13 protein-coding genes are annotated in these 14,804 nt (G+C 60.3%); 8 read left to right on the forward strand and 5 right to left on the reverse strand.

The genetic code is table 11. The features are described 5' to 3' along the window. Positions 1-74 precede the first annotated feature (74 nt). Complete coding sequence (locus ACIOJF_RS11125; protein WP_105657476.1) at positions 75-1,562, forward strand: NAD-dependent succinate-semialdehyde dehydrogenase; 1,488 nt, start codon at positions 75-77, stop codon at positions 1,560-1,562. A 67-nt stretch (positions 1,563-1,629) separates the two neighbouring features. Here ACIOJF_RS11125 and ACIOJF_RS11130 read toward each other — a convergent pair whose 3' ends face one another. The 3 genes from ACIOJF_RS11130 to ACIOJF_RS11140 form a co-directional block, all read right to left on the reverse strand. After that, a complete protein-coding gene (locus ACIOJF_RS11130; RefSeq protein WP_181148840.1) occupies positions 1,630-3,975 on the reverse strand; it encodes a DUF3488 and transglutaminase-like domain-containing protein in 2,346 nt (781 codons plus the stop codon). Between the two features lie 80 nt (positions 3,976-4,055). Then, complete coding sequence (locus tag ACIOJF_RS11135) at positions 4,056-5,372, reverse strand: DUF58 domain-containing protein (protein ID WP_105657478.1); 1,317 nt, start codon at positions 5,370-5,372, stop codon at positions 4,056-4,058. A gap of 9 nt (positions 5,373-5,381) precedes the next feature. Beyond that, positions 5,382-6,344: a MoxR family ATPase gene (locus tag ACIOJF_RS11140; protein WP_105657479.1), complete on the reverse strand. Its 963-nt coding sequence runs from the start codon at positions 6,342-6,344 to the stop codon at positions 5,382-5,384. Between the two features lie 209 nt (positions 6,345-6,553). Here ACIOJF_RS11140 and ACIOJF_RS11145 point away from each other — a divergent pair, with 209 nt between their 5' ends. The 7 genes from ACIOJF_RS11145 (at position 6,554) to ACIOJF_RS11175 (ending at position 13,108) form a co-directional block, all read left to right on the forward strand. Next, on the forward strand, positions 6,554-7,510 hold the full coding sequence (locus ACIOJF_RS11145) for a TatD family hydrolase (protein ID WP_105657480.1): 957 nt from the start codon (positions 6,554-6,556) through the stop codon (positions 7,508-7,510). Positions 7,511-7,768: 258 nt separating this feature from the next. Next, complete coding sequence (locus ACIOJF_RS11150) at positions 7,769-8,935, forward strand: resuscitation-promoting factor (protein ID WP_105657481.1); 1,167 nt, start codon at positions 7,769-7,771, stop codon at positions 8,933-8,935. 100 nt (positions 8,936-9,035) lie between these two features. Beyond that, entirely contained in the window at positions 9,036-9,920 is an 885-nt protein-coding gene (rsmA, locus tag ACIOJF_RS11155; protein ID WP_105657482.1) for a 16S rRNA (adenine(1518)-N(6)/adenine(1519)-N(6))-dimethyltransferase RsmA, read from the forward strand. Positions 9,921-9,922: 2 nt separating this feature from the next. Next, entirely contained in the window at positions 9,923-10,855 is a 933-nt protein-coding gene (locus ACIOJF_RS11160; protein ID WP_105657483.1) for a 4-(cytidine 5'-diphospho)-2-C-methyl-D-erythritol kinase, read from the forward strand. A 154-nt stretch (positions 10,856-11,009) separates the two neighbouring features. After that, positions 11,010-12,380: an NAD(P)/FAD-dependent oxidoreductase gene (locus ACIOJF_RS11165; protein ID WP_402741658.1), complete on the forward strand. Its 1,371-nt coding sequence runs from the start codon at positions 11,010-11,012 to the stop codon at positions 12,378-12,380. A 31-nt stretch (positions 12,381-12,411) separates the two neighbouring features. Further along, positions 12,412-12,591 carry a hypothetical protein gene (locus tag ACIOJF_RS11170; protein ID WP_402735619.1) on the forward strand — a complete coding sequence of 60 codons (180 nt, stop codon included), beginning with the start codon at positions 12,412-12,414 and terminating at the stop codon, positions 12,589-12,591. A gap of 16 nt (positions 12,592-12,607) precedes the next feature. Next, positions 12,608-13,108: a GNAT family N-acetyltransferase gene (locus ACIOJF_RS11175; RefSeq protein WP_105657485.1), complete on the forward strand. Its 501-nt coding sequence runs from the start codon at positions 12,608-12,610 to the stop codon at positions 13,106-13,108. Here the strand turns inward: ACIOJF_RS11175 and ACIOJF_RS11180 are convergent. Then, complete coding sequence (locus tag ACIOJF_RS11180) at positions 13,095-13,373, reverse strand: antibiotic biosynthesis monooxygenase (RefSeq protein WP_208294223.1); 279 nt, start codon at positions 13,371-13,373, stop codon at positions 13,095-13,097. The two genes, ACIOJF_RS11175 and ACIOJF_RS11180, sit on opposite strands and share 14 nt — an antisense overlap. A gap of 186 nt (positions 13,374-13,559) precedes the next feature. Then, positions 13,560-14,093, reverse strand: coding sequence for a hypothetical protein (locus ACIOJF_RS11185; protein ID WP_402735736.1), 534 nt, complete (start codon positions 14,091-14,093; stop codon positions 13,560-13,562). Positions 14,094-14,804 lie beyond the last annotated feature (711 nt).

The following is a 14,804-nucleotide window of genomic DNA, read 5'->3' on the forward strand; positions in this document are numbered from 1 at the left end:
GCCACCACCTGCCAGGAATAGCGTAGACATCAAAGACGATTAGTTTTCATTATTTTCTATCAGGAGATGCTCGTATGTCGATTACTGCCCAGCGCGAAGCGGAACTGCTTGCCAAGGTGCCAACCGGCCTATTGATTAATGGCGAATGGAGGGATGCCTCCGACGGTGGCACCTTCGACGTGCTCGACCCGGCTACCGGCGAGAAGTTGCTGACGCTGGCCAGTGCTACGAGCGAAGACGCAATGGCTGCACTGGATGCAGCTGACGCAGTCCAAGCCGAATGGGCACTGACCGCACCACGCGAACGCGCGGAGATCCTGCGCCGTGCTTTCGACCTTGTCACCGAGCGCAAGGATGACTTTGCGCTGCTGATGAGCCTGGAAATGGGCAAACCACTGGCCGAGGCCTATGGCGAAGTAACCTATGGCGCCGAATTCCTGCGCTGGTTCTCCGAAGAAGCCGTACGCCACTACGGCCGCTACCTCACCACCCCCGAGGGCAAGAACAAGGTACTGGTCCAGCACAAGCCGGTTGGCCCATGCCTGCTGATCACCCCATGGAACTTCCCGCTGGCCATGGCTACCCGCAAGGTCGGCCCTGCAGTAGCGGCAGGCTGCACCATGGTGCTCAAACCAGCCAAGCTGACCCCGCTGACTTCCCAGCTTTTCGCAGCCACGATGATGGAAGCAGGCCTTCCAGCTGGTGTGCTGAACGTGGTCTCCGGCGCTTCGGCCTCGAAGATCTCCGGCCCGCTGATGCAAGATGACCGCCTGCGCAAGGTTTCCTTCACCGGCTCGACCCCGGTGGGCAAGCAGCTGATGAAGGACGCCGCAGACAAGGTCCTGCGCACCTCGATGGAGTTGGGTGGCAACGCACCATTCATCGTCTTCGAGGATGCCGATCTGGATGCTGCTGTCGAGGGCGCCATGGCAGCCAAGATGCGCAACATGGGCGAAGCCTGCACCGCTGCTAACCGCTTCCTGGTCCATGAGGACGTTGCCGAGGAATTCACCGCCAAGTTCGCTGCAGCGATGAAGGCCCTGAAGCCAGGGCGCGGCACCGAAGCCGACACCACGGTAGGCCCGCTGGTCGAGGAAAAGGCCCGCGACGAAGTCCACTCGCTGGTTGAAGCCGCCGTCGCCGCCGGCGCGACTGCCATCACCGGCGGTGCGCCAGTTGACGGCCCGGGCTACTTCTACCAGCCAACCGTGCTGGCCAATGTCGCCAACGACGCCAAGATCCTGAGCCAGGAAATCTTCGGCCCAGTGGCACCAGTGACCACGTTCAAGGATGAGGCCCAGGCTATCAAGCTGGCCAACTCCACCGAATACGGTTTGGCTTCCTACATCTACTCGCAGGACTTCAACCGCATGTTCCGTGTTTCGGAGCAGATCGAATTCGGCCTGGTTGGATTCAACGCTGGCGTGATCTCCAACGCCGCGGCACCATTCGGTGGCGTGAAGCAGTCGGGCCTGGGCCGCGAAGGCGGCGCCGAAGGCCTGGAGGAATACACCACCGTGCAGTACATCGGCATTGCCGATCCTTACGCAGCCAAGAAGTAGATTCTCCAGCTCGCGCCGAGGCCCGACCGGATTCTTCCGGTCGGGCCTTGGCCGGTTAAACCGATGGCTACATGTCGATTCGCGTGGATTCTTCCGAGCGCGAATGACGCGGGTGCACCGAAGCAGGGAACAAGAATGCCCTGATTCGTTGGATAAAGGACAGCTCGCCGCGCAAATTGCCCTGGATCGCGTGCAAGGCGTCAAGCAGCGGAGCGGCATCATCAGCGCTGGGATGCCTGTTGGCGTAGAAGCTCTCTTGGATGACAGTTTTCAGGGACTGCAAATCCTTGGCGACTTGGGGATGGTCTTCGCCCAGCCGGGTAGTGTAGTCACCGGCCGACTCGTGGCTGCCAGCCGGCCCCCGGTAATCGGCCCCAATAGCCTGCAGCTCGGCCAGCAGAGCTGGAGCGGCATCAGCGCCGCCACGGCGCACGCGTCCTAGCCGCTCCTCACGCAGGCGATGGCGACGCCACGGAGCAACTCCCAGTGCGAGGAAGGCCAGCAACAGGACCGCTGGCAACAGCCACACTGCCTTTGCGCCCTGGGTCCCAGAATCTGCGGACGGTGCCGGCGCAGAAGGCGCGGCGCTGGCCGGGAGGCTCGGGTTGCCGCGCTCGGTGGGCACTTGGGGTGCAGTGCTTTCTTGCGGGTTCGACGTAGGAGTTGGTTCCGGCGCGTAACTTGGCGAGTAGCCCCGACCCGGGGTGGGCTCAAACGGAATCCAACCCAGCCCGTTCAAATACAATTCTGGCCACGCGTGGGACTGTTTCCCGCTGACGGTATATCCGGTGAGCTCGGTACCTTCTTCCAGGCGCCGTTCCAGCATGCTCTGGGCGGTGTCCCCGGTGATTTCGAGAGTGTCTCCGCTGGCTTCACCAGGTGCATACCCCACGGCAATGCGCGAAGGGATTCCGGCTTCACGAGCCAGCAGGGCCATCGCCGAGGCGAAGTGCACGCAATACCCCTGGCGCCGGGCCAGGAATGCTTCAACAACTCGACGATTGGCCCCGTCGTAGCCTTCGCGCAGCGGGGTGCGTTCGGAGTACACGAAATTCCCGGAACGGAAGAAATGCTGCAAAGCCACGGCGGTATCAATGTCGTTGGCAGGCTTCCCCTTCTTGCCGAAAACCTCATCGAGGGTTTGCTGCAGCAACGGTTCCAATCCGTTGTCAGGATCCTGCGGAAGACGCAGGTATTCCTCGGGCAGCTGGTCGCTGGCATCGACTCCCATGTGCCCGACATTGCGGACCATTTGCGTGCTGATGGCCAAATCCGCGTAGGCCACTGAAATGTCGTTGGTCGATGCCATGGCGTCGCCAGTGAGCCTAGCCACCGAGGTCTCGTAGGTCCAGTTCCAATCCCCGACGATGCCCTGCACGAAATAGGATTGGTTGGGCAAAGGAAGGACCGGACTGCTGATGCCATCAGGCCAAGTCATTCGCAAGACTTCGTCGGTGCTGTTGAACGTGCTGAAATTCGTTGACACCGCGGAGGTGCCATCAAGCGTGTGCTGCATGGAGCTTTCGCTTGGTTCCCAGCGGTCTGCGGAAAGATCCTTGATCACCTGAGTGCGCAGGTAAGGCGCTTCTTCAGCAGTTGTGTAGTAGTCCAGGATGGGAACACCGCTGTTCGAGCGGAGGTCTCTCCCGAGGTTGATCAGCGGATCGACATTGCTGGCCAGCAGATCACCCGAAGGACGTTGCCCTTCGGAGAACATGCCGCTGCGGAAACCAGGCATCCAGATGCTGGCCGCCAAGAGGGCACCGACACAGGCCATCACGCTGACACCCAGGATTCCCAGCGTCCTGGGCGCAGGAAGCATCACTTGGGAATGCTTGGAAGATGCAGGGGCAAAGAGATAAGGAATCAGCGCAATATAGCCGAGCACTGCCGACAACAGCAGCGCGAGATAGCCAATTCCGGCGCCTTCCTGCTTGAACAGCGACGCGATGATCGGCGCCAGGGACAAGGGAATGATGATCAGCATGGCCATGCGCCGCGAGCTGGCCAGCATTTCCACGATCAGGCTGATTGCCAAAGTGAAGCACAATACGCTGAAAGCCACAGAGCGGGAATTGGCTACCGGCGGCACCTGGGTAGCTAGCTGGATTCCCGCTTCACCAAGCACATTCCAGACCCATTGGGCGAGAGGCAAACCGTAGATGTTGCTTTCCCGGGCATCGCTGAGCGCAATGGATGCCACGGCGACGATTGCCGCAGCAGGAACAGCACTCCAGCGCAAGCGGCGGACTGCGCGCAGCAGACCGGCGCACAGGTGCACGGCGAAGACCGGGAGGACCAAGGCCGGGAACCAGCTGGAGCCTTCAATGACCCCGGACAGCGAGGCGGCACCCGCTAATACAGCGACTGCCAGGCAGCAGGCAGCAGCAACCCGCACGAGCAGAAGCCGCATCGCGGGAGCCGAGCCACCGCTCGGGTCCGGATTTTCAGGAGTCGGGGCCAGAATGCTTGCCCCAGCACGGCCAGCGCTCATCATCCCCACATCTCGTCTATCGCCATATCGCCGGGAAGAATATGCACTTTCCAACTGGTGCGAGCCAATTCAAGTTGTATCTGCCCATAGCGTTCAGGGTGGCTGACCAGCAGGAAAACCTCGACATTGCGCACGGTGCGCGAGAGCGTAGCCAGCCAAGCTGCCTGCGGCGCAGTGAGCTCTCCGAGGATCATGATGACCGGTTCTTCGCGGAACACCAAGAGCTCCTTGCGCAGGGTATTGCCCAGAATCTCGGAACCGTTGGCTTCAACTGTTCCGTTGGTCAAGGCCAGGTCCGAAGTTGCGGCATGGAAGTCTTCAAAACTGTTCAGCGCGCCGAGCTCGGAGACGCTTTGCGGGTCTCGTTGCGCCAACGAGGCCCCGGTGAGGTCCCGGAAGGCGAGCTGGTAGCCGCTAGTGGCATATCTCAGGCCGATGCTGCTGGCCAACGACAACGCATTTTCAAAGCGGCGGCTGCTGGTGAGTGCCTCCGCGTGAGCCTGCGGCAACGAGATCCTCAGATCCGATCCGCTGTGATTCCAATGCTCGAAGGAAGTGTCCAGGACCAGGAGCGCCTGCGCGGTTGCCACGTGGTTTTCCTGGCGGACCATGAGCTTTCCGTGCCGGGCACTGGCTTTCCAGTGCACCTGGCGGACGGAGTCGCCTTGCTGGTAGTCGCGCGTCGCGACATCGTAGTAGTCGGTGGTGGTGCTCCTGGAGAATTTCGCATCGCCAGTGAGCGTTCGTTCGCCGAGCGGGGCGAAACGATCCAAGCGGTGCAATTGGGAACGCACGGGGATCTGCAGGCTCGCTCCGGTGCGCACCATTCCCTGTATCAGCCCCAGAGGGTCCACGACTATTTGCTGGGCTGGTCCCACAAGGTGGATCCCGCGTGTGCGGAACACCAATTCGTATTCGATTGAACCCGGGGCCTGGAATCGTGGGCCGGGTCCGAAATCCTCCGGCAATTGTTCCTGGATGATGGAACGCTCAGCACACGACAAGCGGAACTTGCTGACCTCGCCAACGCTGGGAACCGCCGAGAGCAGCTCCCGGTGGATAATCGTGCGTCCGCGCAGGCGCAAGGCCAAACCCCAGTTCGCCAAAGCCAACGCCACCAGGGCCAGGCCCAAAGCCATCATTTCGTGCCGGCCCAGGAGATATGCCACGAACACCAGCAGGCCGCCAGCTCCGGCAGTGCACCAACCGCGCACGGTGAACAGGTCAAGGTGCCAACGCCGCAGGGCTGTCGCCGAATTTTCGGTGCGCGTCCAGGAGAGGGCATCGCGCGAATCGTAGCGGGGAATCTTCTCCATGGCTGCCCGTTAGCTCACTGGGGTGCTGGCAACAAGCTCTTGGATCACGGCGCTGGCATCCAAGCCGTCCGCAACCGCTCGCCGGGTCAGGATCAACCGGTGGTTCAGCACCATCTGGGCCACGCTGCGAACGTCTTCTGGCAAGACGTGGTCGCGTCCATGAATCGCGGCATGGGCTTTGGCCGCGCGAACCCACTGAATCAGTGCGCGAGGCGAGGCCCCCAGCGCCACTTGCGGGTGCTCGCGTGTGGCTCGGCCCAGATCCACCACGTAGGCGCCTAGCCGTTCTGTGACCGTCACCGCTTTAACCTGCTCAATCATGTATCCCAGATCAGCCAGCTGCACCACGGCTTGCAGTGCTTCCAATGGGTCGAACTGGTGCCGGCCGGTGAGCATGGTGATTTCGGCATCGCGTTGTGGGTAACCCAGCGAAAGCCGTGCCATGAATCGGTCGCGCTGTGCCTCGGGCAGGGCGAATGTGCCCTCGGATTCCACCGGGTTCTGCGTGGCCACGACCATGAAAGGCTGCTCCAGCCGATGGGTGATCGAATCGACGGTGACTTGCTTTTCTTCCATGCATTCCAGCAATGCCGACTGGGTCTTGGCATTCGCACGATTGATTTCATCGGCGATGACGATATTGGCGAAGACCGGTCCGGGATGGAAAGTGAATTCGTGAGTCTGCGGGGAGTAAACCGAGACACCGGTGACGTCACTGGGCAAAAGGTCCGGGGTGAACTGGATGCGGTGCACCGAACCATTGACGCTGCGCGCCAATGACTTGGCCAGCATGGTCTTACCGACCCCGGGAACGTCTTCCACCAGCAGGTGGCCCTGTGCCAGCAGAACCGTCAATGCGCTAGTCACCGCCTCCGGCTTGCCGGTGATGACGCTCTGGACAGCATCGAAAATGCGCTGGCAATTGGACTGGAATGCCGAATCAAGCGACGGCACTGTTCGGTTTGCACTCATGCGCGGTTCCTCCTGAAGAACGAATCGTTGGCAAGATCGATCGCCGCAGCATTCATTCAATTGGGTCTTGCATCACATCATATGGGGATCTTTTGTCCAGCAACAGAGCCTAACTACCGGGAGCTGAGCACCTGATTGTCGTTGCTACCCCTAGTGGTGCCACAATTAACCACAGATTCGATCCCAGTATTCACGCGCAAAGGATAACCGTGTCCAAGAAGAAGCACACTGATCCCACCCTGGTTCCCGAGGCCTACCGCCCGACGGAGCAAGCCGCTGCAGCAGAGCAGGGGGAGCGGTCGCGTGCTTCTGGCAATGAAAAGGGCGGAAGTCAGCGCAATTTGCAGTACCCGGAAGCGCCAGAAGCGCTTCCAGTGCCAGTGGTCGATAACCATACGCATCTGGATTTCCTTGACGGAACTGTGAAGGTCACGGCTGCCGATGCCCTGGCGGCGGCGGCAGCTGTTGGCGTGAAAGGTCTGATCCAGGTCGGCTGCGACGTGGAGTCATCGGAATACGCGGTTCAGGTAGCTAACGAGTACTCGAATATCCTGGCCGCGGTAGCCATTCACCCCAACGATGCCGCGCGTCTGGCTGAACGCGGGGAGCTGGAAGGAGCGATCGCGCGGATCGAAGAACTTGCCGCGGATCCGCGGGTGCGTGCAATTGGCGAAACCGGGTTGGACTACTTCCGTACCGGTGAAGACGGACGGGGTGCCCAGGAGCATTCCTTCCGGGAGCATCTGCGCATTGCGGTGGAGCAGGGCAAGGCCCTGCAGATCCATGACCGGGATGCCCATGAGGACGTGGTTCGTGTGCTCAAGGACGCGCCATTGCCGGGGAAAGTGGTCTTCCACTGCTTCTCTGGGGACGCGGCATTAGCCCGGATCTGCAACGACAACGGCTGGTACATGTCGTTCTCTGGAACTGTGACATTCAAGAATTCGCATGATCTTCGCGAGGCCTTGGCGCTGGCGGATCCAGAACTGCTTCTGGTAGAAACCGACGCACCGTTCTTGACGCCGCACCCCTTCCGGGGCCGCCCGAACGCCAGCTACATGATTCCGTACACGACTAGGTTCTTGGCGGAAACCAAGGGGATCGATCTGGCCGAATTCTGCACCCGGATCGATGCGAATACGCGAGAAGTGTACGGAGAATTCTAGACCCGGAGGTTGTGTGTCTCGTTACAGGACACTTGCCACAAATATAACAATTCGGTTACGGTGGATGAGATGTCCGGTACCGCCCCCGCCTATTTTCGGCACGGTGTGTTCAGGACAGCCTGATCCTCACGCCTTGCTGCAAGTGGAAACACGGCGCAACTTTGACTGAAGGACAGGCAGCGAACACTGCCGGGCCCAACCGGAGATCCTGACAGGATTCCCGTAGTTGGGTCTACAAACGATGGGGACCTCATTACCGTGACTCACTTGCTCAAGAAGACCTGGGTGAAATACCTGGCTCAGGCGCTCGCCGTAGCTGTGGTTATTGCCGGTGCTGTTTTCTATATTTCTGGCCAGAAATCGGTCGTCATGTCGGTGGACGGCCAGCGCCAGGAAATCACCACCCGTGCTGCCACCGTTGGCGCACTGCTGGAACAGCAGGACGTTGCCTTGGCTGAGCGCGACGAGATCTCCGCAGCACTGGATTCCGAGCTTGCCGACCAGCAGCTTGTTGATATCAAGCGCAACAAGTCGATCGAAGTAACCGTGGATGGCACCGAGCGCGTTGTGCACACTACCGGCATGACCGTTGCCGACGTGGTTGAACAGCTCGACCTGGATAAGGATTCCGAGGTTTCCCTCGATGAGGACATGCAGCTCGCAGCCTTGAGCGATGAATTGGAAGTCATCACGCCCAAGGAAATGACCCTGGTCGTCAAGGACAAGAAGAAGAAAATCGCAACGACTGCTTTGACCGTCAAGCAATTGCTTGCCGACGAGAAGATCAAGGTCGACGGCAACGACGAAATCAACGTGAAGATCAAGGACGAAACCGACAAGGACGTCAAGGACAGCGTCAAGCTGGCCGCGGGCACCACTGTCGAGGTGATCGACGTAACGGTCAAGACGTGGGACGAAACGCGCGACATCGACTTCGAGACCAAGAAGGTCAAGGACAGCTCGTTGGATAAGGGCGACACCGAGGTCAAGACCGAAGGCAAGAAGGGCGAGCGTGAGCTGACCCTGCGCCAGGAAACCCGCAACGGCAAGAAGGGCGAGGAAGAAGTCCTCAAGTCCAAGGTCACCAAGAAGCCCGTTGCCGAGGAAATCCGTGTTGGCACCAAGGAAGAGAAGAAGGAAACTTCAACTTCCAAGAACACTCCAACCCCGAGCAGTATCTCCTCGACTTGGGCTGCCCTGGCCAAGTGCGAATCCGGCGGCAACTGGTCGATTAACACCGGCAACGGCTACTACGGCGGACTGCAGTTCTCTGCATCGTCGTGGCGCAATGTGGGTGGCACCAAGTACGCACCGCTGCCGCACCAGGCAACTCCGCAGGAGCAGATCGCTGCAGCTGAAGTGCTGCGTCGATCAGGCGGCTGGGGCCACTGGCCATCGTGCTCGTCCAAGCTGGGCCTGCGCTAAAAGCAAAAGCCGAATAACAACGCGACGCGTCCACCATCACGGTGGATGCGTCGCGTTGTTATGTTTGGATCAATTTAGCTGAACTAGAATTGGATTTGTGATGTCTAAGGAATCTTTGCCGCTGCTTGGGGCCACCGAAATCCGTCGTCTGGCCGAAGAGCTGGGAATCCGCCCTACCAAGACGCTGGGGCAGAACTTTGTGATCGATGGGAACACCATCCGCCGCATTGTCGCCGCCGCCAAAGTCGACCCATCCGAAACAGTGCTGGAAGTAGGCCCGGGCCTAGGTTCCCTGACCCTGGGCATCATGGATGCCGCCGCCAAGGTCGTGGCTGTGGAGATCGATCCACCCCTGGCAAAACGACTGCCGCAGACCATGGCCGAGTTCCGCCCTGGCCGAGAAGACGATCTGACCGTGATCCTTTCCGACGCCATGAAGGTCACCGAACTTCCCGGCGAGCCAACCTCGCTGGTCGCCAACCTCCCGTATAACGTTGCCGTCCCGGTAGTGCTGCACCTGCTGGAGCACTTCCCTTCCATCCGCAATGGCTTGGTCATGGTGCAGGACGAAGTTGCCGACCGGATGGCCGCCACCCCGGGCAATAAGATCTATGGCGTCCCATCGGTGAAGGGCGCCTGGTACGGAACCATGCGCAAGGCTGGCGTGATCGGCATGAACGTCTTCTGGCCAGCGCCGAAGATCCACTCCGGCCTGGTGGGGTTCACCCGCGACAAGGACCGCAGCGACGCCCCGGATCGCAAGGAAGTCTTCGCCATCATCGATGCAGCCTTCGCCCAGCGCCGCAAGACGCTGCGTGCTGCCCTCTCCGGCTGGGCAGGCTCCGGTGCTCGTGCCGAACAGATCCTGGTAGCAGCGGGCATTGATCCGAAGGAACGCGGCGAGAAGCTGGATATTGACCAGTACATCGACATTGCCCGTGCCGCACAGGATATTCCCGCTGAAGCTCCAGCTAGCGAGGCATAAGCATGTCTAAGCAGCGTGTCATCGCGACCGCACCGGGCAAAATCAACTGCTACTTCAAGGTCGGTCCTCCTCGCGAAGACGGATACCACGAAGTGGCGAGCCTCTACGTCGCGGTCTCCCTGGCCGAGCAGATTGAAGCGACGCTGCGCACCGACGGGGAATTGCAGCTGAGCCTGGAACCGAATTCCCCTGTGGTCTCCGAACCGGAAAGCTTTCCGCTGGGTGCAGGCAATCTGGTGCACCAGGCAGCCCAGCTGCTTCGCGAGCACACGGGCTGCAGCCTCGGAGCGAACCTGCACATCACCAAGCGCGTCCCGATCGCCGGCGGAATGGGTGGAGGCTCTGCAGACGCGGCGGCCACCCTGGTAGCCTGCAACGAATTGTGGGGAACCGGGCTGGACCGGGAAGAACTCGGCCGCTTGGGCGCACGCCTCGGTGCTGACGTGCCTTTCGCCTTGATGGGCGGGGCCGCCATCGGCCTGGGCATCGGCGACAAGCTTGCCCCGTTGCTGACTCGTGCCAAGACTCATTGGGTGCTGATCCCGGCCAGCTTTGGCCTATCGACCCCGCGAGTCTATGGCATGCTCGATCGCTTGCGTTCCGGCACGGAGATCGAAGTCCCGCAGGAAATCGATCCAGCGGTCATCGAAGCGCTGATGGCTTCGGACGCGCCAGCGTTGGCCCAGGTGCTGGCTAATGACCTGACCCAGGCTTCCTTGGCCCTTGCCCCGGAACTAGGCACCATGCGCGATATGGCAGAAGGCGCCGGTGCCCTGCGAGCCATGGTTTCCGGTTCGGGGCCGACCTTGGCTCTGCTGGTCGAAGATGCCGAGCATGCTGAAGAGGTCATGGCCCAGCTGGGCGATGAGGTGGGTGTCGCTACCATCCCGGTGACCGCTCCAGCGCCCGGAGCGCACATTACCGTTTCCGAATAATTTTTCCGGAAGTCCCTGTCTGGCCTTGGGCCGGGCAGGGATTTCCTGCATCATTTTCCGCCACCCCTCTTGTTGCGCCCTGGGCCCGGCCCTAGGCTGAGTCCCAAAGCAATTATTGAGAGCCATTCATTTTGGATCTGGGGCGGAATACAACATGCTCAATGGACGCGTCTCGCACTGGTGGGAAGACATCGGCCTGCCAGAGCCACGCCAGCAATTACGCGGTCAGGGCACCGCAGATGTCGCCATCATCGGTGCCGGGTTCACCGGACTGTGGACCGCCTATTACCTGGCCAAGGCCAACACGGATCTTCGCATCACGATCCTCGAAGCCCGGCACGTGGGCTACGGCGCCTCAGGGCGCAATGGGGGATGGCTGACCAACACCATCACCGCTGGCCGCGAACGCTACCTGAAATCCCATGGCAGGCAAGCAGTCAATGACTTCCAGCTGGCCATGAACCGGACCGTCGCCGAGGTCATCGAGGTGTGCGCTGCCGAGGGGATCGATGCAGATATCCTGCAGGGCGGCGAACTCGAAGTTGCCTACACCCCTGCCCAGGAAAAGCGCTTGCGCGCCGATGCCATGGCCGACGCGCAATGGGAACACACGCACACCGAATTGCTGGAAGCCGAGGCAGCGCAAGGCAAGATCAACGTCGCCAATGCCCGGGCCGGGCTGTGGCATCCGCACGCGGCCAGAATCCATCCTGCAAAACTGGTACGCGGACTCGCCGAAGCCGTGGAGCGGCTCGGCGTACGGATCTATGAAAACACCCGCGCCACCACACTGCGCGCACGCCGCATCGAATTCGACGGTGGGTCATTGGACGCCGAGTACATCATCCGTGCCACCGAAGGGTTTACTGCCGGGCTAGCAGGACACAAGCGCTTGTGGCTCCCGATGAATTCGTCCTTGATTGCCACCGAACCGCTAGCTCCATCCATCTGGGACGAACTGGCATGGAACAACGGCGAGGTGCTGGGGGACTACGCCCACGTCTACATGTATGCCCAGCGCACCGCGGATAACCGCATTGCCATTGGAGGCCGGGGAGTGCCGTATAAATATGGTTCGCGCACGGATGCCGATGGCCAGACGCCGCAAAGCACCGTGGAGGGACTGCAGGAAATCCTGCACCGCATGTTCCCGCAGACCCGGAATTCGAGAATCGATCATGCCTGGTCCGGGGTACTGGGCGTGCCGCGGGACTGGGCCGCTACCGTCGGGCTGGACCCGGCGGCCGGACTGGGCTGGGCCGGCGGCTATGTCGGCACCGGGGTCGGCGCAGCGAACCTGGCCGGACGAACCTTGCGCGACTTGATCCTCGGGGAAAGCACTGAATTGGCCAATCTGCCGTGGGTCAATCACCAGGTGCGCAAATGGGAGCCGGAACCACTGCGCTGGCTGGCAACCAAGGGGCTCTATGCAGCCTATGGTGCCGCAGATCGAAGCGAACTGAAGGGGCGGGGGAGCTCCTCGCCGCTGGCCGTGCTGGCCGATAGAATCACCGGAAAGCCTTGAGCGCTGGCACACTGGGGCATAGGCTGTGGCCATGGGACTTGATAAACGTGGAATCTATGTGTGCGCATTAGCACTTGTGCTCATTATTTCTGGCGTCTTGATGATCACGCTGATGCAGGCCGGAATTCTTGGCTGGGCACTGCAAGCGGCCGGAATCTTCGTCATGGCCATCTCGGTGGGTGCGGCGCGTACGCCCAGGGCCAGTGCCTGAGGTGCGCGAGGAGCCCATGAGCGCCTGCAGCTTGTCGGCACGCGGCCAGAACTACCTCCTGCGCGAAGCACGGGCTACGGATCTTGAACAGATCATTGCCTTGATGGCAGATGATGAGATCCGTCGTGCAGAGCATGCGGACGCTGGGGACGCCGGGGAACAGTATCTGGAGGCTTTCAACGAGATTCACGCAGACCCAGCGCATACGCTGATCGTGGTGGAGGGCAATGACGGAGCCATTGCCGGCACGATGCAGCTGACCATGTTGCCGGGTCTTGCGCGCAGGGGAGCGAAGCGGATGCAGATCGAGGCAGTGCGCGTGGCCAGCGCATTGCGCGGCGGTGGCCTGGGAACGGAAATGATCCGCTGGGCCATTTCCGAAGCCGAAAGCAAGAGAATTCCGCTGGTCCAGCTGACAAGCGACGCGCAACGCCAGGACGCGCACCGCTTTTACGAGGGGCTAGGATTTACCGCGTCGCATGTGGGCTTCAAAATGCACCTGGCTATAAGCCCTTGATCTTGTAGATTCGTTGCAATCCGGAGGTCGTCTGGCCCCATTCGCTCTTCGCGGCCCGCTGCTGGTGGGCCTCGAAAGCGGCACTGTCTTCGAATTCCTCGTGCACCAGCCAGACCCAGGGATCGCCGGTTTGCGTGACAGAGAAAGAAATGCAGCCGTCTTCCGCCTTGGTGAGGCGTATATGCTCCGGCAGCAATTTCTCCACCAATTCAGCCTCAGCCGCGTCCGCGCACAGCAACCGGCCCTCCATGATCACAATTCCCATGTTCGCCAGTCTGCCACGATCTTGAGTGGATTGGGGAAAAATCACAGTATAAGGAGGTGGCCCGGAAACCAGTATTTCCGGGAATTCTTTTTGGCCGACTTACGCAGGTGTGATTGTTAGCTTCGTTTGACGGTTAAGTCGTAACTTCGATTGGCGGCTTTCCAGCAACGAGGCGGATATGAACCACTAAAGTTCACCTCCTGGCGGATTGGCTGCGGCATAGCTTACGACGGCTTGAGCTGCGGCCTGGACGGTTGCTCGTGTTTGCCGTTGAGACACCAGCCACATCGTAATCTCGAGCGGGAGGCCAAGTATTGGCCGCCAACGCCAACCAGGCAACTGGCGTTGGGCTGTCATCTGGCTGACCAGCGCCACATCGGCATCTGCAACCTCCGCACTTGCCCTGGCGTGTTCAACGAACTGCGCAAACTGCCACTTTGGCTGCACGCCCGCCTCCAAGGCCCTGCCGAGAATCCCCTCCTGTTGCGGCGTCGGCACCTGATCCCGCGAGTGGATAAGCACACGAACGCCGTCCAAGGAGGGCACAGTCAGCTCGGCCTCATGCATGAGCGCCGAACCAAGTCGTATGGCCAGGCCAAAGGCTTCCTGGCGTAGCTTCCACGAGGCGTATTCGTCAGGGGGTTGCTGATGGAGCATCGCCAAGTTTTGCCTGCCCTCACGAAGCATGCGTAATTGAACGGAGCTGTTGGCTTCGATCAAGGTCGGAGTGCAGGCTGGCGCAAGGGACGCACCGCCGAAGACGCAGCACGCCTGGTCGGGTGGAGCCGTGCCACGTTCTACCGTCATCTCGGTGATCGAGGGATAAACACGGGCACAGAGTAACTTTTCAATTCACAAATGCATGCAAGTATTCACATCGACCGAAATTCCATGTCAGCAAGGTCTCGCAACGGGCTTGTACGCACGACTAGATGTTGCTACTTGAAGCCCATGGTTGCGAGACTTTCGAAGCGTTGGATTTTCAGTGCTTTTGATGCGGGGGAGCGGTGTTCGAAGAGACGTCTTGCAACCTATTGGTTACAAGACATGTCGCCGAATGTATTTACCTTGTTTGTCTTCTTATTTAGGTAGCCCCCGGGTCTATGAAAAAAGCAACCGTTGCATCGAGGGGTTCACTTAGAATCAGCCCATTGCATTCGACGATCGAGTGGCCGATACAGTCGTCAGCAGTAAGGCGCTTTTAGAGGTGCCGGAAATTAAGAAACCCGCCGGATGCCGGCGAACAGCCTTTGTACGCGTACTTGGCCACGAGGGATTTATTAAATAACTGAGTCAGCAATAACTGTGTCAGCGGAAATGATCGACCTAGCACTCGTGAGTTAGAGATTTAGCGCTCATGGGTTAGAAAGGGTGAATTTTGGGGTGAATTTAACCCGTGAGCCGACGAAAGGTTATTTTCAGTTGGACACT

Source organism: Glutamicibacter sp. NPDC087831 (genome assembly GCF_044742845.1).
Taxonomy (GTDB): domain Bacteria; phylum Actinomycetota; class Actinomycetes; order Actinomycetales; family Micrococcaceae; genus Glutamicibacter.